The 25,097-nt window shown below is 38.2% G+C and carries 22 protein-coding genes; all 22 read right to left on the bottom strand.

Annotated features, from left to right (window positions below):
* On the bottom strand, nt 1-555 hold the full coding sequence (locus tag BLP50_RS01100; protein WP_176753649.1) for a CPBP family intramembrane glutamic endopeptidase: 555 nt from the start codon (nt 553-555) through the stop codon (nt 1-3).
* Nucleotides 556-628: 73 nt separating this feature from the next.
* A complete protein-coding gene (locus BLP50_RS01095) occupies nt 629-1,282 on the bottom strand; it encodes an HAD hydrolase-like protein (RefSeq protein ID WP_090149634.1) in 654 nt (217 codons plus the stop codon).
* A complete protein-coding gene (locus tag BLP50_RS01090; protein WP_090149630.1) occupies nt 1,279-3,519 on the bottom strand; it encodes a DNA gyrase/topoisomerase IV subunit A in 2,241 nt (746 codons plus the stop codon). Before BLP50_RS01090 ends, BLP50_RS01095 begins: the two co-directional genes overlap by 4 nt.
* An 80-nt stretch (nt 3,520-3,599) precedes the next feature.
* Nucleotides 3,600-5,525: a DNA gyrase/topoisomerase IV subunit B gene (locus BLP50_RS01085; RefSeq protein WP_090149628.1), complete on the bottom strand. Its 1,926-nt coding sequence runs from the start codon at nt 5,523-5,525 to the stop codon at nt 3,600-3,602.
* A 77-nt stretch (nt 5,526-5,602) separates the two neighbouring features.
* Nucleotides 5,603-6,040: a dUTP diphosphatase gene (gene dut / locus BLP50_RS01080; RefSeq protein WP_090149624.1), complete on the bottom strand. Its 438-nt coding sequence runs from the start codon at nt 6,038-6,040 to the stop codon at nt 5,603-5,605.
* 18 nt (nt 6,041-6,058) lie between these two features.
* The gene (gene nrdG / locus BLP50_RS01075; RefSeq protein ID WP_090149622.1) at nt 6,059-6,550 is read right to left on the bottom strand and encodes an anaerobic ribonucleoside-triphosphate reductase activating protein; all 492 of its coding nucleotides are present in this window, start codon (nt 6,548-6,550) and stop codon (nt 6,059-6,061) included.
* The gene (gene nrdD / locus BLP50_RS01070) at nt 6,550-8,673 is read right to left on the bottom strand and encodes an anaerobic ribonucleoside-triphosphate reductase (RefSeq protein WP_090149619.1); all 2,124 of its coding nucleotides are present in this window, start codon (nt 8,671-8,673) and stop codon (nt 6,550-6,552) included. The genes nrdG and nrdD overlap by 1 nt, the downstream gene beginning before the upstream one ends.
* 206 nt (nt 8,674-8,879) lie before the next feature.
* Nucleotides 8,880-9,938: a hypothetical protein gene (locus BLP50_RS01065; protein WP_143001107.1), complete on the bottom strand. Its 1,059-nt coding sequence runs from the start codon at nt 9,936-9,938 to the stop codon at nt 8,880-8,882.
* 193 nt (nt 9,939-10,131) lie between these two features.
* Nucleotides 10,132-11,259, bottom strand: coding sequence for a hypothetical protein (locus tag BLP50_RS01060; RefSeq protein ID WP_090149614.1), 1,128 nt, complete (start codon nt 11,257-11,259; stop codon nt 10,132-10,134).
* A gap of 42 nt (nt 11,260-11,301) precedes the next feature.
* Entirely contained in the window at nt 11,302-12,804 is a 1,503-nt protein-coding gene (preA, locus tag BLP50_RS01055; protein ID WP_090149611.1) for an NAD-dependent dihydropyrimidine dehydrogenase subunit PreA, read from the bottom strand.
* 11 nt (nt 12,805-12,815) lie between these two features.
* Nucleotides 12,816-14,855 carry a SpoIIE family protein phosphatase gene (locus tag BLP50_RS01050; protein ID WP_090149608.1) on the bottom strand — a complete coding sequence of 680 codons (2,040 nt, stop codon included), beginning with the start codon at nt 14,853-14,855 and terminating at the stop codon, nt 12,816-12,818.
* A 154-nt stretch (nt 14,856-15,009) separates the two neighbouring features.
* Entirely contained in the window at nt 15,010-16,017 is a 1,008-nt protein-coding gene (locus BLP50_RS01045; protein WP_090149605.1) for an NAD(P)H-dependent glycerol-3-phosphate dehydrogenase, read from the bottom strand.
* A gap of 16 nt (nt 16,018-16,033) precedes the next feature.
* Nucleotides 16,034-16,708: a glycerol-3-phosphate 1-O-acyltransferase PlsY gene (plsY, locus tag BLP50_RS01040; RefSeq protein WP_090149603.1), complete on the bottom strand. Its 675-nt coding sequence runs from the start codon at nt 16,706-16,708 to the stop codon at nt 16,034-16,036.
* A complete protein-coding gene (der, locus tag BLP50_RS01035) occupies nt 16,708-18,033 on the bottom strand; it encodes a ribosome biogenesis GTPase Der (protein WP_090149600.1) in 1,326 nt (441 codons plus the stop codon). Before der ends, plsY begins: the two co-directional genes overlap by 1 nt.
* A 181-nt stretch (nt 18,034-18,214) precedes the next feature.
* A complete protein-coding gene (locus tag BLP50_RS01030) occupies nt 18,215-19,534 on the bottom strand; it encodes a DUF512 domain-containing protein (RefSeq protein WP_090149598.1) in 1,320 nt (439 codons plus the stop codon).
* Nucleotides 19,528-19,887, bottom strand: a complete 360-nt coding sequence (locus BLP50_RS01025; RefSeq protein ID WP_090149594.1) for a YraN family protein — start codon at nt 19,885-19,887, stop codon at nt 19,528-19,530. Before BLP50_RS01025 ends, BLP50_RS01030 begins: the two co-directional genes overlap by 7 nt.
* Before the next feature lie 9 nt (nt 19,888-19,896).
* A complete protein-coding gene (locus BLP50_RS01020) occupies nt 19,897-20,184 on the bottom strand; it encodes an EscU/YscU/HrcU family type III secretion system export apparatus switch protein (RefSeq protein ID WP_090150017.1) in 288 nt (95 codons plus the stop codon).
* 2 nt (nt 20,185-20,186) lie between these two features.
* Complete coding sequence (gene fliK / locus BLP50_RS01015; protein ID WP_090149590.1) at nt 20,187-22,052, bottom strand: flagellar hook-length control protein FliK; 1,866 nt, start codon at nt 22,050-22,052, stop codon at nt 20,187-20,189.
* 19 nt (nt 22,053-22,071) lie between these two features.
* Nucleotides 22,072-22,836: a ribonuclease HII gene (locus BLP50_RS01010; protein ID WP_090150012.1), complete on the bottom strand. Its 765-nt coding sequence runs from the start codon at nt 22,834-22,836 to the stop codon at nt 22,072-22,074.
* Between the two features lies 1 nt (nt 22,837).
* Nucleotides 22,838-23,425 (bottom strand): signal peptidase I, encoded by a 588-nt coding sequence (gene lepB, locus BLP50_RS01005; RefSeq protein ID WP_090150014.1) that lies wholly within the window; start codon nt 23,423-23,425, stop codon nt 22,838-22,840.
* 157 nt (nt 23,426-23,582) lie between these two features.
* A complete protein-coding gene (ylqF, locus tag BLP50_RS01000) occupies nt 23,583-24,422 on the bottom strand; it encodes a ribosome biogenesis GTPase YlqF (RefSeq protein ID WP_090149587.1) in 840 nt (279 codons plus the stop codon).
* 6 nt (nt 24,423-24,428) lie between these two features.
* The gene (gene lepB / locus BLP50_RS00995) at nt 24,429-25,025 is read right to left on the bottom strand and encodes a signal peptidase I (RefSeq protein ID WP_090149585.1); all 597 of its coding nucleotides are present in this window, start codon (nt 25,023-25,025) and stop codon (nt 24,429-24,431) included.
* Nucleotides 25,026-25,097: the final 72 nt, after the last annotated feature.

Here is a 25,097-nt window from a genome sequence, read left to right as displayed (position 1 = left end):
CTAACTGAATAAAATCACGATAATATTAATTAATCCGTGAGCAATGATACAAAGAGAAAGTCTTTTATGCTTGGTATACATAATACTCAACACAAAGCCAATCGCTATTGCATAAATAAATTGTACTATATTATTGTGGAGAATACCAAAACAAATTGAAGATATGACAATAGCAGGCCATCTTCCAATCCATAAATAAAGCTGTCCAACTACTATTCCTCTGATTAAAAGCTCTTCTAAAATGGGAATTACTATTCCACTACAGAGCAGCTTAATAAGTATGCTTCCATCAGTTAATGTGGCACTTGCTCTCTTAAATCCCTCAGATGAATTAATAAGTGATGAATGGGTTAATAGAATGTTAAGTACTATTGAAAATGCCACTACACCAACTACCCAAATCACATAGGAAAACAAAGTCTTCCTATCCAAATTATCCTCAGGAATTAATTTAGGATATCTCTTGTATAAGCCATAAATAGGTATAATACATACTAGTCCTGCAATCAGCAAACAAGTCACTTTTCCAATTCTAGCACCAAAGATCTGAATCAAAAAAGAAACGCCCACCTGATAAACTAGGAAGTAAACAACAATAGGATATATAACTTGAAATAAACGATTAGTCTTAATTTCCTTCAATGTAATCTAAAACCTCATCTGGATAATCAAAAACCTCTATAGCACCATGTTCATATAAATCATCTCTAGTACCAGAGCCCCAAGTAATTCCAATACATTTAATGCCAACTTGATTAGCTCCATCCACATCAAACATAGTGTCACCAATCAGAACAGTCTCCTCTTTTAAATGCCAAGGCGCTCTTTCAAAACATAGATTAATAACCTGAGCCTTAGTATCTATCTTAGCATCCATAGTAGCACCACATATCTCGGTAAAATACTTATCGATACCAAGATGGGAAAGTATTTTACGTGCTGTAGGTTCCGGTTTTGAAGTGCACACAAAAAGACAATAACCTCTTTTTACTAAAGAATCCAAAAGTCCCTCAACGCCCTCAAATACATCGGCATTAAGACATCCATCTTCTTTGTCATAGTAATGTCTGTAAGTAGCTACAGCCTCTTTGAAATCTTCATCACGAACATGCAAATAATTTGGAAAAGAATAGGTAAAAGGTGGTCCAACACATTTTTTTAATGTGGCAAAATCAGGTATGTCATACCCAAACTTTTCAAGAGTAAGTTTCAGCCCCGTAATAATACTAGGGGCTGAATCAATTAATGTTCCATCTAAATCAAAATAAACATTTTTTATCATTTTTTTACACCTTTAGTGTCGCGAGTGCCTACATGAAGTCTATTAAGAGCTACAGGCTTACCCTTTACCTTCACGTCCTTTGCCTCTCCATCAGCAAGTACGTGAATCTGTGTAAGGTAATCGCCCTTAGCAAGCTTCATTCCTCTAACACCAACAGCAGTTTTCTTCTTTTCAGGGATGGTTGCTCCATCGATTCTAAGGAACATATCCTTTTCTGACTGCATAACCACAGTATCAGTAGGCTCTAATATCTTAACGCAGATTACTTCATCCTTGTCATTAAGCTTGGTTGCTGCAATAAGCTTACGAGAAACATCAAACTCAGAGCCATCTACCACCTTGATCATGGCCTGCTTTGTACCAAAGATAAGCTTTTTATCTTTTATGTTTTCCATAGCATCTGCAAAGATAAGATTTTCTTTTGTAAGGTCAATCTTTGAGCCCTTTTCAGCAGTATCAATTGGCTGACCCTTATCTCTAAACTTACCAAATGGAAGGGAAAGAACCTTTATAGCATGCATATCACCCTTTTCTGTGAAAAGGCAAATCTTATCTACATTTTTACAGAATACAATCTTCTTAGATTCTGTCTCTGCAGCATCTTTATTACGCTCAAATGTAGGCATATCAATGACACGAGCATAGGCAAATCTGTCGATAAGCACTGCTACATCAATAACCTCGATTGGCTTTTCTTCAACCACTGCCTCTTCTACATTATCAATGACAGTACGGCGCTCTCTTGCATATTCCTTTTTGATTGCCTGTAAATCCTTAATGATTACCTTTGCCATCTCAGCACGAGAGCCAAGAATCTTGTTGTAATCAGAGATTTTCTGCATAGTCTCGGCATAGTCAGCTCTAAGAGCCTCAATTTCAAGACCGATAAGGCGATGCAATCTCATATCAAGAATAGCTTGGGCCTGACGCTCTGTGAATTTAAGAAGAGCTGCGTCCTTCTTTGACTGCTCTGATTTGAACTTGATTCCATCAGTGATACCCTCTACCAAGCAAGCCTTAGCCTGCTTAACATCCTTTGAGCCTCTGAGAATCTCAATAATCAAATCAATAACATCACAAGCCTTGATTAAGCCCTCCTGGATTTCCTTCTTTTCACGCTCTTTGCCAAGAAGATGAGTATACTTTCTAGTGCAAAGCTCATACTGGAAATTAACATGATGTCTGATAATAGGCACAATACCAAGAGTCTCAGGCTTGCCATCAGCAACAGCAAGCATGTTGACACCAAATGTATCCTCTAGACGAGTCTTCTTGTAAAGAAGATTTAATACATTTTCAGCGTTTGCACCCTTTCTAAGCTCTACAATTATTCTAATCTGCTCGCCCTTTGACTGGTTAGAAATATCAGTAATATCGTTAGTCTTTTTAGTCTCTACTAACGAATAAATATCGTTAAGGAACTTACCAATATTGGCACCTATCATAGTGTAAGGAATCTCTGTAATGACAATCTGTTCCTTGCCACCCTTGATTTTCTCAATCTCAGCCTTACCACGAATTTTGATTTTACCAACACCAGTAGAATAAATTTCCATCAAATCATCCTTGTTGGTGATGATTCCTCCTGTTGGGAAATCAGGACCATGGATGATTGATAACATCTGGGCTGTATTAATGTCAGGATCCTTCATGTAAGCAATAACGCCATCAACAACCTCGCCTAAATTATGCTGTGGAATAGATGTAACCATACCTACAGCAATACCGTCAGAGCCGTTAATTAAAATATTAGGAACTCTAACAGGAAGTACCTCTGGCTCCTTTTCAGTCTCATCATAGTTTGGAACAAAATCTACTACATTTTTATCCAAATCACCTAGGTAAACTTCCTGAGCCACCTTAGCAAGACGAGCCTCTGTGTAACGCATGGCAGCAGCTCCATCACCCTCGATAGAACCAAAGTTACCATGACCGTCTACAAGTGGAAGACTCTTTTTAAAGTCCTGACTCATAACAACAAGTGATTCATAAATAGAGCTATCACCATGTGGGTGATATTTACCCATTGTATCACCCACGATACGAGCAGATTTTTTATATGGTTTATTATAATCAACCTTCAATTCGTACATGTCATAAAGAGTACGACGCTGTACTGGCTTAAGACCATCTCTTACATCAGGTACTGCACGGGCAAGAATAACTGACATAGAATAATCTATGAAGGATTTTTGCATTATCTCAGAATATTCTGTTCTAATAATATCTTGTGCCATAAGTAATTAAACCCTTTCTAAATACTATACGGGAAAACACGCAATTTATTTTTTTTGCGTGTATAGGAGATATAAATTGACTATACGTCAATCTCAGCCTCCCTAGCATGCTTGTATATGAACTCCTTACGTGGAGCAACATCCGAGCCCATAAGAAGCTCTGTAACCTCTGATGCCATAAGAGCATCCTCGATTTCAACAAGCTTAAGTTTTCTACGATCAGGATCAAGAGTTGTCTCCCAAAGCTGCTCTGCGTCCATCTCACCAAGACCCTTGTAACGCTGAAGAGTAAATGATTTACCATTCATCTTTTTGCGATACTTATCAAGGGCAACATCATCATAAAGATATTCTTCCTCGCCCTTAGTAGGAATGGCCTTGTAAAGAGGTGGCATTGCAATATAAACATGACCTTCTCTAATAAGCTCAGGCATAAATCTATAGAAGAATGTCAAAAGAAGGGTACAGATATGAGCACCATCCACATCGGCATCGGCCATGATTACTATCTTGTCATAGCGAAGCTTTGAAATGTCAAAGTCATTGCCGTAACCCTCAGAGAAACCACAACCAAAAGCGTTGATAAGTGTCTTAATCTCTGCATTTGCAAGAACCTTGTCCATTGAAGCCTTTTCAACGTTGAGAATCTTACCTCTAATAGGCATAATAGCCTGATACATTCTATTTCTAGCCTTTTTGGCTGAACCACCAGCGGAATCTCCCTCTACGATGAAAATCTCGCACTTGCTAGCATCTCTTGATTCACAGTTAGAAAGCTTACCATTTTGATCAAATGAAAACTTCTGCTTAGACAAAAGATTAGTCTTAGCCTTTTCTTCGGATTTACGAATCTTAGCTGACTTTTCAGCACATGAAATAATAGCCTTAAGAGTCTCTAAGTTTCTATCGAAGTAGAGGATAAATTCATCCTGGCAAACCTTTGTTGTAGCCTTTGCTGCGTCAGGATTATCAAGCTTTGTCTTAGTCTGTCCCTCAAAACGTGGGTCAGGATGCTTGATGCTGACAATAGCAGTAATACCATTTCTAACATCGGCACCAGTAAAGTTGGCATCCTTTTCCTTTAAAATACCAAGCTCTCTAGCATAATTATTGATAACTGTTGTAAGAACAGTCTTAAATCCTGTGATATGAGTACCACCCTCAGAGTTGTAGATATTGTTACAGAATCCAAGGATGTTCTCCTTGAACTCATTACAGTACTGGAAAGCTATCTCAAGTTCAATTCCATCAGCACTGCCCTTGAAGTAAATAACATCATGAAGAGTCTCAGCTGTCTTATTAATCTCCTTAACAAAGCCCTTAATACCATCTGGCTCATGGAATGTAAGGTACTCAGGCTCCTCACCACGCAAATCAGCATAATGAATAGTAAGTCCTGGGTTAAGATAAGCTGTCTCATGAAGACGTGACTTAACCTCATCTTCTTTAAAGTTAGTCTTCTCAAAAATCTCAGCATCTGGAAGGAAATTAATCTTTGTACCATGCTTTGTAGTCTTTGAAATCTTTGGAAGCAAGCCATCTACAAGCTTTTCTGTAGGAACACCTCTTTCATATCTATCATGGTGTACATATCCCTCACGAGAAATACTTACGTCCATGTATTCTGAAAGTGCATTTACAACAGAAGAACCAACACCGTGCAAACCGCCGGAAGTCTTGTATACACTATCATCGAACTTACCACCTGCATGAAGTGTAGAGAAAACTAAACGTGCAGCCGGAAGTCCCTTCGCATGCATTCCAACAGGAATACCTCGTCCATTATCCTCAACAGTACAGCTTCCGTCCTTTTCAAGTGTGACATAGATAGTGTCGCACTCTCCTGCTAGATGCTCATCTACAGAGTTGTCTACAATTTCATAAATTAAATGATTCAAGCCCTTTCTAGAGGTGGAACCAATGTACATTCCAGGTCTTTTTCTAACAGCCTCAAGCCCCTCTAAAACAGATATACTGCTTTCATCATAGGTAACCTTTTTTGCCATAAAACTTCTCACTTTCAAATAATATGTATAAAGCGCACTAAAGGCGTCTGACAAAAGCCAGGCGCCAAAGTATCATTCTAATGTTTTCCTGTGGAACCAAATCCGCCATCACCACGGGCTGTATCTGAAAGCTCAGATACCTCAGAAAACTCTACTGAAAGAAATGGTACAACTACAAGTTGAGCAATTTTTTCAGCAGGTGTTACAACTCTTTCAACTTCACTATCATTGTGAAGAGCTACCTTAACTTCTCCCCTATAATCCGAGTCAACTACTCCTACGCAGTTAGCAGGTCTAAGTCCTTCCTTAGCTGAAAGACCAGATCTAGCAAAAACTCCTCCGAAATATCCCACAGGAATCTCCATAGCAAGACCAGTACCAATCATAAGAGTCTGGTGTGGAGCGATTTTAACCTCCTCTGTGATATCTGCAAATAAGTCATATCCTGCAGCATACTCAGAGCCTCTCTCTGGAAGCTTTGCAGAATCTGTAAGCTTAGTTATGTTAATATTCATTATTCAAAAATCTCCCTTTTAATCTACATGCAAAACTATTTGATTAAGCTTTCTAGTCTGAGGTACATCAATAACCCGCTGATTAATACTACCTCTCCATTTTGCCTGTAAATCTATCTTATCAATTTCAAATTCTCCGTCAACCAGAACATCCAAATATTCCATTATTTCAAGAGATTTAATTTCCTCATAAGTGAAGCCCGTATAGAGCCAGACGGTCTTGCCGGGAAATCTCTCCCTAATCTCCCGGGCAAGCTCCGTCACCTCCCTACGATTTCCTGGAAACAATGGGTCACCTCCACTAAATGTAATTCCAGAAATATAATCTCTAGATAAGACTTCGAATAATTCATCTTTTGCCGCCTGATCAAATTTCAGACCTCCATCAGGATCCCATGTGATTGGATTCTGACATTCCTTACAGTGATGGTCACATCCGGCCACCCATAAAACAACGCGCAAGCCGTCGCCATTTAGCATGTCATCTTTAGTTATATTATGGTAATTCATTACATACTCTTCCTATCTGCTATTTCAGCCATCTTCGCTTCATTAAGACGTGTATCTCCCTTTACACGAGAATATGAAAGATATCCATTCATTCGGTCAATCTTGGTCAGGTTCTTGCTACCGCAAACTGGACAAACATCCATCTCAAGCTCCTCATGACCGCAGTCATCGCAATATGAAAGTGATAAATTAACACCCTCGTAAAAGCCCTTATCCATTGCGCGACGAACAAGAGTCTTAACAGCGTCGCGATTGTAGTTAATTGGATATCTGACATACTGGATTTTGCCACCGTTAGACAACTCCCAGAATCTTCCCTCCAAGTCCTGTTTCTCAATAGGAGTAATATCCTCTGAAACATGGCAATGGAAAGAATTTGAAACATAGTCTCTATCAGAAACATGCTCGATAATACCGTATTTATTTCTAAACTGTTTAACCTGAAGTCCGCATAAATTCTCAGCTGGTGTACCGTATATAGCGTAGAGATTGCCGTCTTCTTCCTTAAACTGGTTAACCTTTTCATTGATGTGCTTTAGTACTTCAATTGCAAAATCTCCATCCTCAACGAGAGACTTGCCATTGTAAAGTTCCTGAAGCTCATTAAAAGCTGTAATGCCAAATGAAGCTGTAGCAGCCTTTAAAAGTGGCTTAATCTTGTCGTGGAATCCAAGGTGTCCACCATAGAAACCACCCTCGCAATATGCAAGTGGATTGGTAGATGCACGCATCTCGCCTAGATAAGCATATGTACGGATGTGAAGCTTTCTAATCATCTCAAGGTAATAATCAAGTACCTCGTAGAAATCTCTAGATTCTTGACGAGACTTAGCAAGAATCATTGGAAGATGAAGTGAAACAGCTCCAATATTGAAACGTCCAATAAATACTGGCTCGTCATTATCATCTGCTGGCTTCATACCACCTCTTTCATACCAAGGAGAAAGGAAGGCTCTACATCCCATTGGAGAGATAACCTTGCCATATTTTTTGTACATGCTGGCAATATAACCCTCACCTGTAAGAGAAAGCCAATCAGGATACATAGTCTTTCTAGAGCAGTCAATTCCTGCCTCGAAAACATCCTCAAGCTCCTTGCCTGGTCCGTGAAGATTCTCGTCATACAAGAAGACAATCTTAGGGAATAAAACAGGCTTTTTAAATCCTGGCTTACCCTGCCCAATTGAGCGAACCTTAAGACAAGCCTTTGAAGCCATCTTAGCAAATACTGATGTGCCAAGTCCGATAGTAACAGTGATAAATGGATAGTCACCGCGGCTAGATGCAACTGTGTTGAACTTGTACTCCCAGCCCTGGAAACCCTGCTCCATCTCTCGCTCAACCTCGCTCATTGAAACCTCATGAGCCTTATCCTTATCAATACCTAAATCTAAATACTTAGCCAAATATTTATCGTATGACTTCTGAGCGTACTTCTCTAAAATCTGGTCTGCCTGAGGAATAGTAAATCCACCGTACTGCTGGCTTGCTGCCGAAAGTACAATATCGCCGATTACATCAAAGGCAACATCGAGACTCTTAGGCTCATTATAGAAAATATTGCCCATCTCAAATCCGCCCTCAAGAACTGACTTAACATCGAAAAGACAGCAGTTCATGGTATCGCGTCTAGCATTCATATCATGGATATAAATATAGCCATCTCTGATTGCCTGAACTTCCTCTGTAGTAAGGAAAAATTTCTTGTAGAGCTCTCGATTAAGCTCATTAAAAATCAACGAACGCTTTGTAGATACAAGCGCTGAATCGGTATTAGAATTCTCCTTATCACCGATGTACATGATGTTTTGAGACTTCTTATAAACATCATCCAACATCTGGACGAAATCCTGCTTATAGTTTCGGTAATCCCTGTAACTTTTCGCCACCATAGGGTTAACACGTTCCAAAGCACCCTCAACAATATTGTGCATCTGTGCAATCTCAATCTTCTCAAGGCCAAGCTCCTCCACTCTTTCCTCAACAAATTGACAAATGAAACGCTCCTGCTCAGGAGTAAATTTAACTAGCACACGTGTGGCCGACTTTCCTACAGCCTCAACCACCTTTTGAACATCAAACCGCTCTAACGCCCCGTCCTTTTTTACTACATACCTTTCCATTTACAGACCTCCGAAATTTATTGAAAATATCACATAATTTTTAAAAATTCAGTCAATATATAGATTTTTAAACAAAAAAACTACTAGATATTGTGTTGATAGAATTATACTACCACCACACTATCTAGTAGTCAATAGATTACATCACCACTAAATGAAGTTTCACAAAAGATTCAAATATCTGTTAGCAATACCTATGAGATTTATTAATAATTGGATTTAAAATATGATACCGAAACATTAAACATTGCCGTTCCGTCATCTAAGAACATGCAACTTGCAGACGCGTTATAGTCGTCTTTAGTATCCACAGTACTATAATCAGAAATAAAATCTTCATCATCAGACGAATGGTTTTCGATTTTTTCCTTAAATTCATCAGACACTTCTACTTTAGTATAGTATTCTTTGGCATCTATTAATCCTTTCTCATAGAATTCTTCAACCATATCTGTTAAATTAGCTATTTTATCTTCACATCTTCTAATATTAGCCTCACTTGAAAGATCCTTAAGGAAATAGCAAGAATAATCCATCATATCAATTTCGCCATCTTCATCTATCATTATCATAAGAGACTCATCTTCAAGCATATTTTCTGTTCGAAAATCAACAAAATAAGTATCATCTAGAAAGTCAGATGTGCAATTATATCCTCTTTTCTCACCAATTTTAATCATTGCATCAATCCTTGCATCCACATCCTTTGGATCGATTTTCTCATCTACTTTAGAATCTTCCTCGTCCTCTTTTTCTTCCTTATCTTCCTTATCTTCTTTTTCTAATTTTTCCTGTCTGGCAAGAATGGCATCAACATCCACATCATCTCCACCATTATGAAGCCAAGCAAATCCCATAACGTTAAAATTAATTAAAAGAAATGCTGCAATAGGAACTATTAAAATAAGCATGCTAGGGAAAACCACTGGAAGTTTAACACCGTTTGCCTTAGCAAGTGAACGGATACTATTACCCTGGTCCTCTAAAGTATATGGGTCGTTTGACTTTAATCCTTCCCAGTCTGGAGAATTCTTTGAACCAAGGCAAACTATAAATCCTACAATTGCAGAAATAGCAAAAATTGATGCAGCAACATAAAAAGCGTACTTTGAAGCATCATACCCTTTATTAAACCATAAACACTGGATATCAAATGCCCCTGTCACATTTACATATACAAACATTGCAATTAAAAGCAAAATGTTGATAATGGCAAAAATCTTTGCCCTATGTGCTCTCTTTAAAACCTTTTCATTGTTATTCATAAATTTTCTAACCCTTTCATAATTCATATAGTAGAGAAATAATATCTCTCTCAGCTAGGTAGTATATTACTACTTCCGCAGACAAAAATCAATAGAAAAAATAAAAAATCTAGCCCATTAGATTTCTCTAATGAGCTAGACGAATTAAACTATATTCTATTATCCAATATAAGAATTAGGAAACACGAAGTAACTAATTATATTTAAAGGTAGCAAGCGTATCTGCAAAGAATTCATCAAGTTCCTCGATGCTCATCTCAGGCACCTTCTCAGAATGGGTAGTAGATAGCTTTACAGTAATGACAGTTTCTTTTACATCAATACCGTAGAACACATATCTCATCTCACTGCCATCATCAGTTTTTTCAGTCCACTCAGCTCTTTTGGCAGGATAAGAACCAATTGTTGTATCTGTAAATTCTAAATCCTTAGGACTTATATCAGTGTTGTTTTCATATACAGCCTTCTCTGGGTCTGAATAAGCAGATGTACAGATAACCATAAAAGTACCAGAATAGAAATCTCCGCTTTCCACTCTGCCAAACATATCCCCCTCTTCACCTATAGAAGAAAGAGTTATCTTCCTTAAGTCGTAAGTAATCTCATAATCGAAATTACTCTTAAATGTATACATCTCATCTTCATCAGATGTGGTAGCACCAGCAATAGCCTCAGGAGCTCTACCAAAATCCTGCCATTGTGTAATGCCAAGATTATTTGATGTAACATATTCTTCAATAGACTGTACGCGAGCCTTTTCTATATCTTCCATGCTCAAGGCATTTATCTTATCTAAAAGACCATCTATTGGGCTAAACATATCCTGCATATCGTAATAAGTCTGAGATAATTGCCCGTCTGTTATAGTAACATTTCCATCAGCCTTACTTATATGGAAAATACCATAGCTTCTAGCTCCAGGACCTGAGCAAAGTGTAGTGTTTCTAAGTGTGTAGCCATCAATATTGAATGAACCATATACAACAATATCATCTTCACTGTTCTCATCAGTTTGAACAATGATACTATATGGAATCAATACGTCCAAATCATCAAGTCCTGCCTCCTTACCGTAATAATCAATGAGATAATCACTTATTTCAGCTAAATATTCTTCCTCACCAGTATATTTATATGCCGGCAAAGGTAATGATACTGAAGTATTTTCAGCAGGCTCTTCTACCACATCCTCTACTGCGCTACCATTTACATCCCCATCTGGTGTATCGGTGGCTGAAGCAGCTGTTTCTTTAGTACCACAGCCAAGCACTGATAATGACAAAATTAATAGGGCCAAAACAAAAGCCATCCTTTTTTTCATACTAAACCCTCCATTGGCCAAACAGCCTACACTTGTTAACAATCAACCATCCCCTCGATTAATCCTTCTCTTACTATGTGAAATTGCGTGTTCAGGACACACAAGTAAGCACAGATGACAGCCTACACATTTACTTCCATCAAGATGAGGGATTCTATCTTCAAAACTAATAGCCTGATGTCCACCATCGTTGCAGGAAACTACACATCGACCACAGTGGACACATTTATCAAGAGCAAATTTTGGCAATAAAACTGTATCCCTCTCTAAATCATCTGTAGTATTGCTTACACTATCGATTCCAGCTCCTATAATATCTTTAACAGATTTAATCCCCATCTGAACTAAATAATAGTTTAGTCCAGCCTTTAACTGATCAATAATTCCGTATCCATATTGCATAACTGCTGTAGTAATCTGAATAGAACCAGCACCTAACAGCATAAACTCAAGAGCATCTCGCCAGGTTTCAATTCCTCCCATACCACTAATATGCATACCCTTAAGCTTTTCATTTTTACCAAGCTCAGCCATAAATCGAAGAGCAATAGGCTTTACCGCATTACCACTATAACCACCTATAACCGACTTTCCTCTTACAGAAGCATCTCCCGCATAAGTATATGGATTAACACCTGTGATACTCTTTATTGTATTAATAGCAGCTATTCCATCAGCGCCCCCACGAAGTGCAGCCTCTGCAGCAGGGCTCATAGTTGCCACATTAGGTGTAAGCTTTGCAAATACAGGAATAGTAGTACTCCTTTTAGCTGCCTTAGTAAATCTCTCAACCAACTCCGGAAGTTGTCCTATATCAGAACCAAGTCCATCTTCTTGCATATTAGGACATGAAAAATTAAGCTCTATAGCATCAGCACCATTTTCCTCACAAAGCTTGGCAAGTGACTCCCATTCAGCCTCATTTTGTCCCATTATAGAAGCTAAGATAACCTTGTTAGGATAATTCTTCTTAAGCTTCCTGAATATCTCCATATTTTCAGAAACACTGTGGTCAGATAACTGCTCAATATTTTTAAAACCAATTATGCTACCATTGTCTCCAGAAATAGCTGAAAATCTTGGAGAAGCCTCATGAATATCAAAGGAACAAATGGTTTTAAAACAAGCTCCTGCCCATCCAGCGTCAAATGCCCTAGCGCACATATCATAAGTTGAAGAAACAACAGATGAAGATAGCAAAAATGGATTTTCCAAAGGCACACCGCAAATATCGCATTTAAGGGCAGATTCATTTTCTGGTATTTCAATTTCTGCCACAGGTCTAACTTCATCAGATAGCCTGGTAATTATATTTTTAATTTGTACATTCCTTTTACTTATACAGGCCTTCTCACATGGTGCGTCACACTTTACGCAAGGATTAATACCGGGAAGACTCATTGCTGCAATGTCCTGATTGTCAAACCAAACATTTTTAAGCATTTTTGCCGGATCACCTTTAGGACAAGCTTCCGAACAAGGTGGGTCCAAGCACAAAAGACAAGAAATCATATCAGAACGACTAAGCACATTTTTGAAAATCATACAAGCCTCCTTTAGTCTTCAGCATATATAACAAACTCAAAGCCTAACATAGTAATATCATCGAATTGCTCTGCATCTCCCTGGAATGAAATCACTTCATCCGCCAGTTTTTTAAGAGATTCTTCAACAGATACTCCTTTAAAGGAATTCAAGCAGTCCACAGCCCTTTTCACACCAAACTGTTCAAATTTATTATTTACTGCCTCAGGAATTCCATCCGTATATACGAATATCCTATCGCCAGGCTCTAAGACAATTTCATATTCTGCTGCTCTAGTATTAGGCATAGCAGCTATTGCAAGTGAATGCTTGTCTTTTATTACCTCATAGTCTCCACCACGCCGCTTGATAAACGGAAACTCATGACCTGCGTTGGCGCATTTCATTACACCAGTCTTTAGATCGATTATTCCAATCCAAACTGTCACAAACATCTCAGCATCGTTGCCTTCACAAAGAGTATTATTAGCCCTATAGATAATTTCTTCAGGAGATGCACCGGACTCTGCCAAACTCCTGATTGCAGTTTTGCTTCGCATCATGAACAAGGCTGCAGGAATACCCTTTCCAGAAACATCAGCAATCACAAGACAAAGCTTATCTCTATCTACAAGGAAAAAGTCATAGAAATCTCCACCTACTTCCTTTGCAGTTTTCATATATGCAAACAAATCAAATTTCTTTTCACCAGGAAAATTAAACACTTTAGGAAGGGCAGATTCCTGAATGGTTTTGGCAAGGATCAGCTCTCTTTCTATTCTTTTTTCTGCAGCAGCTATATAACCTTTTAGAGTCAATACAGTCTGATTAATATCGTCTGAAAGTGAAGCAAACTCAGAGGAACTTCTGACAGTAACCACCTCATTTAAATCACCGTTTGTAATCTTGCTTAAAGATGCATTAATAAGCCTAATATTGTTTACTACTATCTGATTTACAAGAAAAGCGATCAACACATAAATAACGGTAAACAAAAGAATATCCGCAAATGCGATTTCGTAAGCTTCTGCATTTCTATGCCAATAAACCTCATCCTTTTCCATTGCAGCAACAACATAATCGCCATCATAAACCTGGCTAATATAGATGAGACTATCCTTTCCCCAAAACTTCCCAGAATATATTTTTTCAATATTAACCTTATATTTTTCAAATTCATTGGACGGTACAGCTTCCCCAGTATGTTCTCCTCTTAAGACCACTCCATCCTTTGCTATTATCTGGAATTGAACATTGCTATCATGTTCAATCACCAGCCTATTTTCCATATAAGAGTTTCTTATGGACTGAGCGTTTGAAATAAGTGTATTTTTACCATCTTGAAATGCTGCCTGATTTTGAATCAAAAATGTAATAATAAAGCTTCCAAGTATAACAATAGATGTAATTATAAAAAGCCAACGCTGGAACTTTTGTGAAACAGAAATAGACTCTTCGTCTTGTTTTTTCAGAGGATTGGTCCACTCTCCTGTAAAAACCTGAAGCATTATAGATATAAGAGCAAGGCAGATACCAGTGAAAATAATCATAGGAATAGAACAGGTATCGACAACCATGAAAGCCATTCTCATATCGTCTCTATGAGTTAAGAAAACCACATACATATGGAAAACTTCCATAACAGAGCCCATAAAAAATGCGTAGAATGGAGAAGGCTTTCGTCCTTTAAAGACAGCACTATTCATCCCCAGTGCAACAAAGCCTGCTAGACATGTAGATACGCTGCAAGCAATCCTTGTATATGAACCCACGCCAAGAAACGTACCAACGATATATCTTTCAATACCACCAATAAGACCAGCAAGTATACCTGCCCCAGGAGAAAAGAATAATCCGGCGGCAAGCGGGCCAACATCTCTTATATTAATAACCATATGTTCATAGGATACACCAAAATGAGTAGACAAAATTGAGCTTATTCCAAATGCAATACCTACAATAAGCTTTCTTGTCTTATTTAACCCCCTGATTCTGGTCCAACGCCAAAGAATTGCCGTAAGAATTAGATAGAGTAAAGTCAGACCAGACATTTTCAATATCATTATAAACATATGCTCTACCTCATACGTTTATATTATCATTCTCTATTATTGAATTGTGTGAAAATTCCATTAACATTCCATGTAACAAAATAGAGTTTTGCCTTGCAAAACTCCATTATTTCCTAATAAAAAAGGCAAGCCCTAAAGGGCCTGCCTAAAATAATTACCATTCTAATTCGTCGGTTTCATCCTTCTTGGATCTAGTCATCAGCTCGTATACTGCATCCTTAACAGCCATGCCATCAAATAATACAGCGTTAACCACCTCGACTATTGGCATCTCAATATCATATTTTTTAGCTAGCTTCATAGCTGCCTTTGCAGAGAACACACCCTCTACTACCATGGCAACCTTTTCCATAGCCTCGTCCTTGGTCATACCCTGGCCAATGTAAAAACCAGCCATTCTATTTCTAGAATGCATAGATGAGCATGTAACAATTAAGTCACCTACGCCGGTAAGACCTGAAAGAGTCTCTGCCTGTCCGCCCATTGCCACTGCAAGAGCTGAAATCTCCTTGATACCACGAGTAATTAAAGCTGCCTTAGCATTATCACCAAAGCCAAGTCCATCTGACATACCTGCAGCAAGAGCGATTACATTCTTAAGCGCTGCACCAACTTCAATACCCTTAACATCAGGGGACGAATAAACTCTAAAGTACTTGTTCATAAATAAGTTCTGAACAAATAGAGATGTCTGACGATCTGTAGAGCCTGCCACCACAAGTGTAGGTTTGAAAGTAACTACTTCCTCAGCGTGGCTTGGTCCAGAAAGTACGCATATACGTTTCTCTCTGCCAAGAACGTCTTCCAAAATCTCTGTCTGAGTAAAAAGTGTCTCTTCCTCGATACCCTTTGTTACAGTGATGAAAATCTGATTGTCATTGACAAAAGGCTTGATCTTCTCTGCTGTCTCGCGAGTAGCCTTAGATGGAACTGCCATTAAAATAACATCAGCTGTCTTAGCTGCATCCTCTATATCAGCAGTAAAGCTCATTGAATCAGGAAGTCTCACTCCCTTTATTTTGTCGCTAGTATGGGTATCATTCATCTGGTCTACTTGAGACTGACGGTGTGACCATACCTTAACATCGTGACCGTTTTTGTTGAGCATAACAGCAAGGGCTACACCCCAGCTACCAGCTCCAATTACACTAATTCTAGCCATTAAATACCTCTAGTTTCTATGCTCTAGTTTCTGGGTGGAATGAAAATTTATTTTCATTGCCTGAAAGTAAACGCTTAATATTTGCATGGTGAAGTGCTATAGAAAGAGCTGAAACAAAACAGCAAATAACAAGCACTTCTGTCAACTCTCTACCCTGGAATCTGTCAGTGACAGACTTAACATCGCAAAGAGCAAACACAATCATCTCAGCAGCAAATGAAAGCACTCCAATAATAGAGCCAAGTGATACGTATCTAGTGATTGCTACTATTCCAATGAATATAACCGCTGGAATAGGCACACCTATTGGGAATAATGCAATAATAAATCCAAGTGTAGATGCAACTCCCTTGCCGCCCTTAAAATGCATATAGCATGGAAAATCATGACCAAGCACAGTACCAAGTCCTGCATAAACCATGTAAATATTAGTATCTTCAAAAAATCTATGGAATGTCAGCCATACAAAAACAACAGCAACAATGCATTTTGTACAATCCCATAAAAGAGTAATAAGGCCAGCTGGAACACCTAAATTTCTCATAGTGTTAGTAGAACCAACATTACCACTTCCGACTTTTGTCAAATCGATATTCTTAGACTTGCCAATAAGATATCCCATAAGGATCATTCCAAAGCAATATCCAATAATTACCGCTACAATTCTTCCAATTATTTCCCCACTTGTCATTATTCGTTTTCCTTTCTCTCTCTAATTATAAATTTCAAAGATGTGCCTTCAAATCCGAATGCATCTCTGATTCGATTCTCAAGGTATCGTACGTATGAGAAATGCATCAAGTATTTCTCATTTACGAATATAACGAATGTAGGAGGCTTAACCGCAACCTGTGTTGTGTAGAAAATTTTAAGTCTCTTACCCTTATCTGTAGGTGGCTGCTGAAGAGCAACTGCCTCAGTAACAATTTCATTGAGAACACCAGTGGCAATACGCATAGAGTTGTTCTCGATAACTGCATCAATTGTCTCATATATCTTACCAAGACGCTGACCGCTCTTGACCGAAATAAAAAGAATAGATGCATAAGGCATAAACGAAAGAATCTGACGAATCTTAGTCTCATGTTCTTTCATAGTCTTGTCATTCTTCTCGATGGCATCCCACTTATTTACACAAATAATTATACCCTTTCCACGTTCATGGGCAATACCTGCAATTTTAGCATCCTGCTCAGTAACACCTTCAGTAGCGTCAATCATAATGATAACTACATCAGCCTTCTCAACAGATGCAACAGCTCTAACTATAGAATATCTCTCAAGATCCTCTTTTATCTTGCTCTTACGTCTAAGTCCTGCAGTATCAATGAAAATATAGTCCTTATGATTGTAACGAACCTTTGTATCTACAGCATCTCTAGTAGTACCTGCAATATCAGATACAATAACACGCTCCTCACCGCAAAGCTTGTTGATAAGAGATGACTTACCTACATTTGGCTTACCAATAACTGCAATTCTAGGAGTATCGTCCTCTTCCTCATTTTCAGATGGCTCAGGGAAATACTCAACAACTTTATCAAGCATATCACCAAAACCAAGGCGAGATGATGCAGAAACTGGAATTGGATCTCCGATACCGAGATTATAGAACTCATAAACATCAGCCATATCTCGCTCGAAACTATCCACCTTATTGACAACTAAAATAACTGGCTTGTGACTGCGGCGAAGCATATCTGCTACCTTTGAATCACTATCCTGAAGTCCCTGCTTAACATCCACAAGGAAAATAATCACATCAGCTGTGTCAATAGCAATCTGAGCCTGCTCTCTCATCTGAGAAAGAATAATATCTTTAGAATCCGGCTCAATACCGCCAGTGTCAATCATAGTGAAATCATAATTAAGCCAACTAACATCAGCATAGATTCTATCTCTTGTAACACCTGGAGTGTCTTTAACTATAGAAATACGCTCACCAGCAAGGGCATTAAACAGCGTAGATTTTCCAACATTTGGGCGGCCAACAATAGCCACAACTGGTCTTGCCATACCTTACCTCTTTCTAAAACCGTAAAACCGATTTATTAATAAATTTATATAATACTTTCAATAAAAATCTAGTTAACAATGTATTAGCATTCTCGAGCGAGACGTGTTAGTCGAGCGGTGAATGACTAATCATTGTTAACGTAAGATTTTTTCTCAACCTAAAGTCCCATGATTACAAAAACTATCGTCCAATAATTGCACAAACTAAATCGCGACCGTCTGATTGTACAATACGAGCCTTAACTTGTAAAGCCGACTCAAGCTCAGAAAGTGTTATATCATCAAGGAAAACTTCCTCTTGAGCCCTAAGCATTGTACATGACAACAAAAGATTATCTCCTAAATCTCTATCCTTAAGCTGAGCGATTAAATCCTGCCCAGTTATAAGACCTGATACAGTTATTTCTTCACCGAAGAAATCGTTTCTAATGCAGACAACATCAACGGTAACCTTATTGAACTTCTCAGTAACTAAATCAGCAAGCTGCCTCATAAATGGCGCAGCAAGCTTTCCTGTAGCAATAGTCACATGACGCTTTTTCATAAACAGTGGCTTCTTAATATCCTCTAAGGCATCAAGAACCTCTTCTTTTAAAAGCCTAAGCATACCAACGCCATTTTCAAGCTGAATAAATCCATCATATCTATCAGCCTCAGGAAGTGGTCGGCCTGCTAATATATACCATTCATCTGAAGCCTGGACAAAGTGATTGCCCACACGCTCCATTGCCACATTCTGCCAATGCTCAATCTGGTCAATCACCCTTCCAGCCTCCTCAGCTGTATATGTGCGAAGTGGAAAAAGTCCCTCTCTAAATTTAGTAACTCCCACAGGAACAACTGACATAGAGCCCATAACAGGGGCAAACTGAAGCAAATCTGAAATAGTCCTATCTAGCTCCGGCCCGTCATTAAGCCCTGGGCAGGAAACAACCTGAGCATTCATAGGAATCTCTGCATGGTAAAGCTTTTCTATTTTTTCAAGAATATCTCCTGCAAATCTATTATGTAAAAGCTTAACCCTAAGTTCTGGGTTGGTTGCATGAACAGAAATATTAATAGGGCCTAATTTGTAGGCGATAATTCTATCTAAATCAGCCATCTTCATATTTGTCAAAGTAACATAGTTACCCTGCAAAAATGAAAGACGTGTGTCATCATCTTTGAAATATAAAGTCTCTCGCATGCCCGGTGGCATCTGATCAATAAAGCAAAAAGCACATTTATTGGAGCATGATTTGTAATCATCCATAAGACCATTACAAAAGATAACTCCAAGGTCCTCACCATCTTCCTTGGGAACAAGTACTGATGTTGTGGTGCCATCCTCATGCAATAGCTCAACCGTGATATTGGCATCATCTGAATAATAATGATAGTCAAAAATATCCACCAGCTCTACATTATTAATTTTAGTGATAATGTCTCCTGATTTAAGCCCAGCCAAATCAGCTGGACTACCAGGCGTTATCTCTTTAATTTTATGACTACTATTTAACATACCGGTATATACTCAAACGCATTTTTAAGGTGCGTCAAATGTCCTTCCTCTATTGCAACTACATCAAATCTAACTGGCGTGTCGCCACTTATTTTGTGGCTATACATATAAAAATCAGCCACTCTCGAAATCTTTTTCATCTTTCCAAAAGTAACAGCAGAAAGTGCAGAACCCTTGGAAGATGACTTGCGATACTTAACTTCTATAAAAACTAGATAATCGCCATCCATAGCAATTATATCTACTTCTCCCATTTTACAATAGAAATTAAGCTTAATTATCTTAAGACCTTGTTCTTTTAAATATTCTGCAGCAAGCTTTTCAAAAGCATTTCCTTGCCTTCTATAATTCAATATTTACCTCTATCCTAACTTAGATTTTATCTTTTCCATATCGTTAACAAAGACCAAAATCTCTGCAACAACCTCATACAGCTCGGGAGGGATCGCATCTCCTATATCAAGCTTACTAAGGGTCTCAGCCAATTCATTGTCCTGATAAAAAGGAACATCAGCTTTTTTAGCCTCTTCAATTATCTGCTCAGCAACATATCCTTTGCCTGAAGCAAGTATTCTAGGAGCACTATCTCCAGCCTCATAGGCAAGGGCCACCGCTGTTTTATTTTTGTCGAATTCCTTTTTTTCAGCCATCATTATGCCCTCATATCAAAGCTATATCTATGCACTAATCCCTCAGCCCTGTCCTCTGTAGAAACAGGAGGCGCACCCAAGAAATCCTCTACAAAGGAGGTCTTTGGCTCACCACAAGTGACTTCTGATTTGACAGAAAAGCCCTTAGCCTCAAGTCTAGCTGTAAGAATATCTAGATTATCCTCAATAAGCTTCATTGACTCTTCGCTAGCCAAATTCCATTTGCAACCTACATTATTCTCTTTCAAACGAATAAAAACATCTGTAGAACCTAAATGTTCCATATCAAAATGCAAAAATGCAGTAATCTCTTCGCCAGCCTCATAGCTGCTCTTTTTGTTCTGTCGAACATAAAGCATACTGTCAGTGTTCTGATTGTACATCTTAAGAGGAATCTGAACGAAATTATACATTTCATTTGCAGAATTCATAAAATTAATATTCTGTCTAATCTCTGCAGTCTGATTCTTAATTGTCTCTGCAGCCTTGCCAGAAAATGATGCCATAAGTCTCTCTAAAGCTTCTGTCTGTTTTAAAACTCGCTCATAAAGCTTTGATATCTCACCTGGCTTTGTAATATCCTTAGGCTCCATAGCAAAACTGTTGGCAATAATATTTTTAAGAATTCCCTTGTAAAGGGGCTCTCGTATTATATCATTTAAAGTCTCTTTTGGAATATCAGGATGATTATTAAAGTAATCAGTAATCTCCTTAAAAACTTGATTAATGTCTGCATCAGCTCTAAGGCTTCCATCTTCATTGAATATCTGCAAATTGTCCTTTGGAAAATCAGGAGGTGAATTAAGCAAGGTATTAAAAGATGTAATCTGCTTTTCTCCAGCAAAACTATTTAGCACTTGATTAGATGCTTCATTTTCATTGATAATAACCTGCTGGTTGATATCAACTTTTGAATTAGTAAGGATTTCACTTTCAGGAACAATTCCTTGTGCCTTTGCTGCCTGCTCCGAATTAGGATTCTGATTAACTATATCAATTACTTCATCCTGAGCATTATTAATAACAGCATCCTTGACCTGGGCAGCACTTTGAGGATTAACTTCTATATTGTTTGATTGATTAGTATTTGCCTCATTAGTAACCGCAGTATCTACAACCGGAGTCTGTCCTGCCTGAGGATTGGCCTGCTCAGAAGCAACCACAGCCTCTTCAGAAACTGCAACCTCCGGAATAAATATCTCTCTGATAGAATTATTAATGTTAATAACATCTGATGCTGACAGCTCCTTTGAAGACATAAGCTCTGGGAGCATTTCGGAAATAGTATCAAAATTATCAATAATAAGAGCCTTGTCATTAGCATAGTTCTGGAACATGTTTACATTCTCAGGAGTCATTTCCATGCCATATTTTGACATAGTAACAAGAGTCTGAGGATCTACACCAGGATTGTTGATCATGGCACGATTCATGGCAGCAAGACTCTCCGGACTAATTGAAAGAGAGTTTTGCATCATGGAATTTACCATATTTATTGTGCGCTCTGTGGCTGCGATATTGGCCATATCTAAGGCCTTGAGAAGTGTAGGATTAGCATCTAATGAACCAAGAGATACAGGGCGAATCTGAATAAGATTACCATCATTACTCTTTACCTGAAAAAATACGGATTGCCCCTCCAAAAGACTAACGCCGCTATCCAATCTAGCAGTCATAGTCTGACCATTGGCTAAGCCAATAGTAACCTTGCCATTATCAATACTATTAACAGAACCCTCAAAAATCTCCCCCTCTTTGAGAGAATCCTGAGGAGAACCTGTCAATGATTGACTCTGACTCATTTTGGTCAAATCCGCATTATTAACATAGTTTGAGTTGTATGGATTAAATCCAGTGTTAATATTCATAACTCACCTATATATAGAACTAAACAAAATTTCCAATAAATGATTTTCTATGGATTGGACATGGTCCATTCTCCTTAAGAGCCGCTATATGCTCCGCTGAGCCATATCCTTTATTGGATGCGAAATTATATTCTGGATAAATCTTATCGTAATCAACCATCATCCTATCTCTAGTGACCTTAGCAATAATACTTGCCGCCCCAATAGAAATAGACTTAGCATCACCCTTTATAATAGCCACCTGTGGAATATCCACCTCTGGAATTGTAACAGCATCATTAAGTAAAAGCTGTGGCTGTACCTTGCTTTCCTTAATTGCCTGTCTCATAGCCTCATAGGTAGCCTGTAAAATATTAATTTCATCGATTCTATTTTCAGAAACCACGCCAATGGAAACAGACACTGCCTTTTCCATTATTTCGTCATAAAGCTCCTCGCGCTTAGCAGCTGTAAGCTTTTTGGAATCATTAATATATAAGATATCACAATCCTTTGGAAGCACTACGCAGGCAGTTACAACAGGACCAGCAAGTGGACCTCTTCCAACCTCATCTATGCCTCCAATATAATCGTATTTTTCCCAGTATTTTTTCTCAAACTCTTTAAGCTTTTCAATACGCTCACGCTCCAATCGAAGCTTTTCCATCTTCTTTTGAGCCTGACCAATAATTTTGGAAACACCCGGTCTGCCATCATTGATGTATTCTTCTATAAAATCTGGAAGAAAATCTATGCTGGCATCCTTATATTCCTTTTGAATCTCTGAAATCTTCTTCTCGCTCATGTTATTCAATGTTGTCGACTAAGCCAAATGATTTAAATGGATATACTCTTAGCCATGCCTTTCCCACAATAATATCCCTGTTAATAGGTCCAATCATTCTAGAATCTGTACTATTGTTACGATTATCTCCAAGGACAAAATATTCATCAGGTCCTAGAATCATCTCATTGCTGGCATTGCCTGGATTAGCCATAACCTCTGTACCATATGTCTCCTCAAGAAGAATATCGTTAATATAAATGTTGCCTGAACCATCTATACGAACTGTCTCACCTGGAAGACCGATAACACGCTTGATATAAAAAGTATCTTTTTCCTCTCCACCAATACCAGACTCATCATGAGGGAAAATAATCACATCAAATCGATTAGGGTCATGGAATCTATAGCTAATCTTGTCAACGATAAGATTGTCTCTATCCTGAAGTGTGTCCTCCATAGATCTGCCACTGACAACAGTTCTCTGACCTACAAACTGAGTGATTAAAAAAACCACCAAAAAGCAAATAAGTACATTTAAAATGACACTTATGACCTCTTTGATAATAGCCTTTGAAGTCAAAGGCTCTTCTTCCTCTTCCTTCTTCATCTTCTTCTTTGAATCAGAAGTCTTTTTTTCAGGAGTCTTCTTTTCCTTTGTGGAACCGAAATCAGACAGGTCTTCTACGTCCTTCATATTGGCTCTAGCCCTTTCGATGTCCTTTTTAATAAGTTGTTCTTCTTCGTTAAAGTCAATAACCTTCATTTTATGGCCTCTCCAGTGTAATATTTCCTAAATTACCACTTCTAAACTCGTCAATTAAAACCGCTGCCGCCTTATCAAAATCTAACTCCGAACCCTTTTTTACAAAGTTTCTCTTAGCTGCAATCTCCGTGATAATCTCATGATTAACAGCCGATTCATCCACCTCATATCTCTTGTTGAGAATGCCAGGATAAGTCTCCTTTAAGAAATCAGCAAGCTCAAGTGAAAGCTCCCTAGTCTCAATAATGGCATCATTGATAGAGCCAATAAATGCAAGATGTAAGCCTACTGTATTGTCCTCAAACTTTGGCCATAAGATACCTGGAGTATCTAAAAGCTCAACTGATTTATTAAGCTTAATCCACTGCTTGCCCTTTGTAACACCCGGCTTATTGCCAGTCTTAGCAACAGAACGACCTGCAAAAGAATTGATAAATGTAGACTTACCTACATTAGGAATGCCTACAACCATCGCTCTAACTGGACGATTCTTAATTCCACGCTTTCTATCTCTCTCAAATTTGGCTGCGCATACCTCATCTAAAGTAGCCTGTACGCCCTTCATATTCTTTCTGTCTCTAGAGTCAAGCTCCACTACATAGAAGCCCTGTCCTTTAAAATATTCAACCCACTTTTTGTTAGCTTCCTTGTCAGCTAAGTCTGATTTATTAAGTAAAATAAGTCTAAGTTTGCCAGAAGCCAGTCCATTAATATCTGGATTACGACTAGATACAGGACATCTGGCGTCAATAACCTCTATTACTAAATCAATAAGTTTAATATCTTCCTGCATCTGACGCTTTGCCTTGGTCATATGCCCTGGATACCACTGAAATTCCATAATCACCTAAAATGGATATCTAATCCATACCTTTCCTAAAATATCTTCTGAAGAAACAAAACCAATACTCTCATAACGAGAATCCTCAGAAGAATTGCGATTGTCTCCAAGTACGAAATACTGGTCATCCCTAAGTGTAATAGGCGATGCAGCAATACCTGGATTCTCTATTCTCTCAACTTCTATAGCCTCTTTGTATAATTCATCATTAATGTAGACACGACCCTTGTTGATATAAATCGTATCACCAGGAACTGCTATTATGCGCTTAACAGAATAACTAGCATTAACATTAGCCTTTGGTTTGAACGCAATTACATCCCCAGACTCTGGACTAGATAAATTGTAAGCAATAGTATTTACAAGTAATTTATCGGATGTATTATAGGTAGGCTCCATAGATGAGTTAGAACATTCCACCTGTTTGCCAAATGCCAATACCACACCATAAGCAAGTACAATTACACAAGCAAGTTCCAATGCATAGATGAGAACATATCTCAATTTTTCGAAATTAATTTTTCTACGACGTCTGTTAAAATTCAGTCCATCTTTTCTTCTGGAAAAAATCCTACTGAAGAATCTCTTAATTGATAAAAACATACAAAATTCCTTTATAATTTATAGTATAAATATACCGCACTTTGCATATAATTTCCATTAAAAATAAAAGAA

The sequence above is a fragment of the Pseudobutyrivibrio sp. AR14 genome, assembly GCF_900101325.1.
In the GTDB taxonomy this organism is placed as follows: Bacteria; Bacillota; Clostridia; order Lachnospirales; family Lachnospiraceae; genus Pseudobutyrivibrio.
The sequence above is the reverse complement of the archived record's forward strand: the minus strand, read 5'-3'. Positions and strand labels throughout refer to the sequence as shown.

What these genes read in the sequence shown, in the direction of transcription:
- BLP50_RS01095 (WP_090149634.1), bottom strand. Translation starts at nt 1,282, where the DNA reads ATGATAAAAAATGTTTATTTTGATTTAGATGGAACATTAATTGATTCA.
- BLP50_RS01090 (WP_090149630.1), bottom strand. Translation starts at nt 3,519, where the DNA reads ATGGCACAAGATATTATTAGAACAGAATATTCTGAGATAATGCAAAAA.
- BLP50_RS01085 (WP_090149628.1), bottom strand. Translation starts at nt 5,525, where the DNA reads ATGGCAAAAAAGGTTACCTATGATGAAAGCAGTATATCTGTTTTAGAG.
- dut (WP_090149624.1), bottom strand. Translation starts at nt 6,040, where the DNA reads ATGAATATTAACATAACTAAGCTTACAGATTCTGCAAAGCTTCCAGAG.
- nrdG (WP_090149622.1), bottom strand. Translation starts at nt 6,550, where the DNA reads ATGAATTACCATAATATAACTAAAGATGACATGCTAAATGGCGACGGC.
- nrdD (WP_090149619.1), bottom strand. Translation starts at nt 8,673, where the DNA reads ATGGAAAGGTATGTAGTAAAAAAGGACGGGGCGTTAGAGCGGTTTGAT.
- BLP50_RS01065 (WP_143001107.1), bottom strand. Translation starts at nt 9,938, where the DNA reads ATGAATAACAATGAAAAGGTTTTAAAGAGAGCACATAGGGCAAAGATT.
- BLP50_RS01060 (WP_090149614.1), bottom strand. Translation starts at nt 11,259, where the DNA reads ATGAAAAAAAGGATGGCTTTTGTTTTGGCCCTATTAATTTTGTCATTA.
- preA (WP_090149611.1), bottom strand. Translation starts at nt 12,804, where the DNA reads ATGATTTTCAAAAATGTGCTTAGTCGTTCTGATATGATTTCTTGTCTT.
- BLP50_RS01050 (WP_090149608.1), bottom strand. Translation starts at nt 14,855, where the DNA reads ATGTTTATAATGATATTGAAAATGTCTGGTCTGACTTTACTCTATCTA.
- BLP50_RS01045 (WP_090149605.1), bottom strand. Translation starts at nt 16,017, where the DNA reads ATGGCTAGAATTAGTGTAATTGGAGCTGGTAGCTGGGGTGTAGCCCTT.
- plsY (WP_090149603.1), bottom strand. Translation starts at nt 16,708, where the DNA reads ATGACAAGTGGGGAAATAATTGGAAGAATTGTAGCGGTAATTATTGGA.
- der (WP_090149600.1), bottom strand. Translation starts at nt 18,033, where the DNA reads ATGGCAAGACCAGTTGTGGCTATTGTTGGCCGCCCAAATGTTGGAAAA.
- BLP50_RS01030 (WP_090149598.1), bottom strand. Translation starts at nt 19,534, where the DNA reads ATGTTAAATAGTAGTCATAAAATTAAAGAGATAACGCCTGGTAGTCCA.
- BLP50_RS01020 (WP_090150017.1), bottom strand. Translation starts at nt 20,184, where the DNA reads ATGGCTGAAAAAAAGGAATTCGACAAAAATAAAACAGCGGTGGCCCTT.
- fliK (WP_090149590.1), bottom strand. Translation starts at nt 22,052, where the DNA reads ATGAATATTAACACTGGATTTAATCCATACAACTCAAACTATGTTAAT.
- BLP50_RS01010 (WP_090150012.1), bottom strand. Translation starts at nt 22,836, where the DNA reads ATGAGCGAGAAGAAGATTTCAGAGATTCAAAAGGAATATAAGGATGCC.
- lepB (WP_090150014.1), bottom strand. Translation starts at nt 23,425, where the DNA reads ATGAAGAAGGAAGAGGAAGAAGAGCCTTTGACTTCAAAGGCTATTATC.
- ylqF (WP_090149587.1), bottom strand. Translation starts at nt 24,422, where the DNA reads ATGGAATTTCAGTGGTATCCAGGGCATATGACCAAGGCAAAGCGTCAG.
- lepB (WP_090149585.1), bottom strand. Translation starts at nt 25,025, where the DNA reads ATGTTTTTATCAATTAAGAGATTCTTCAGTAGGATTTTTTCCAGAAGA.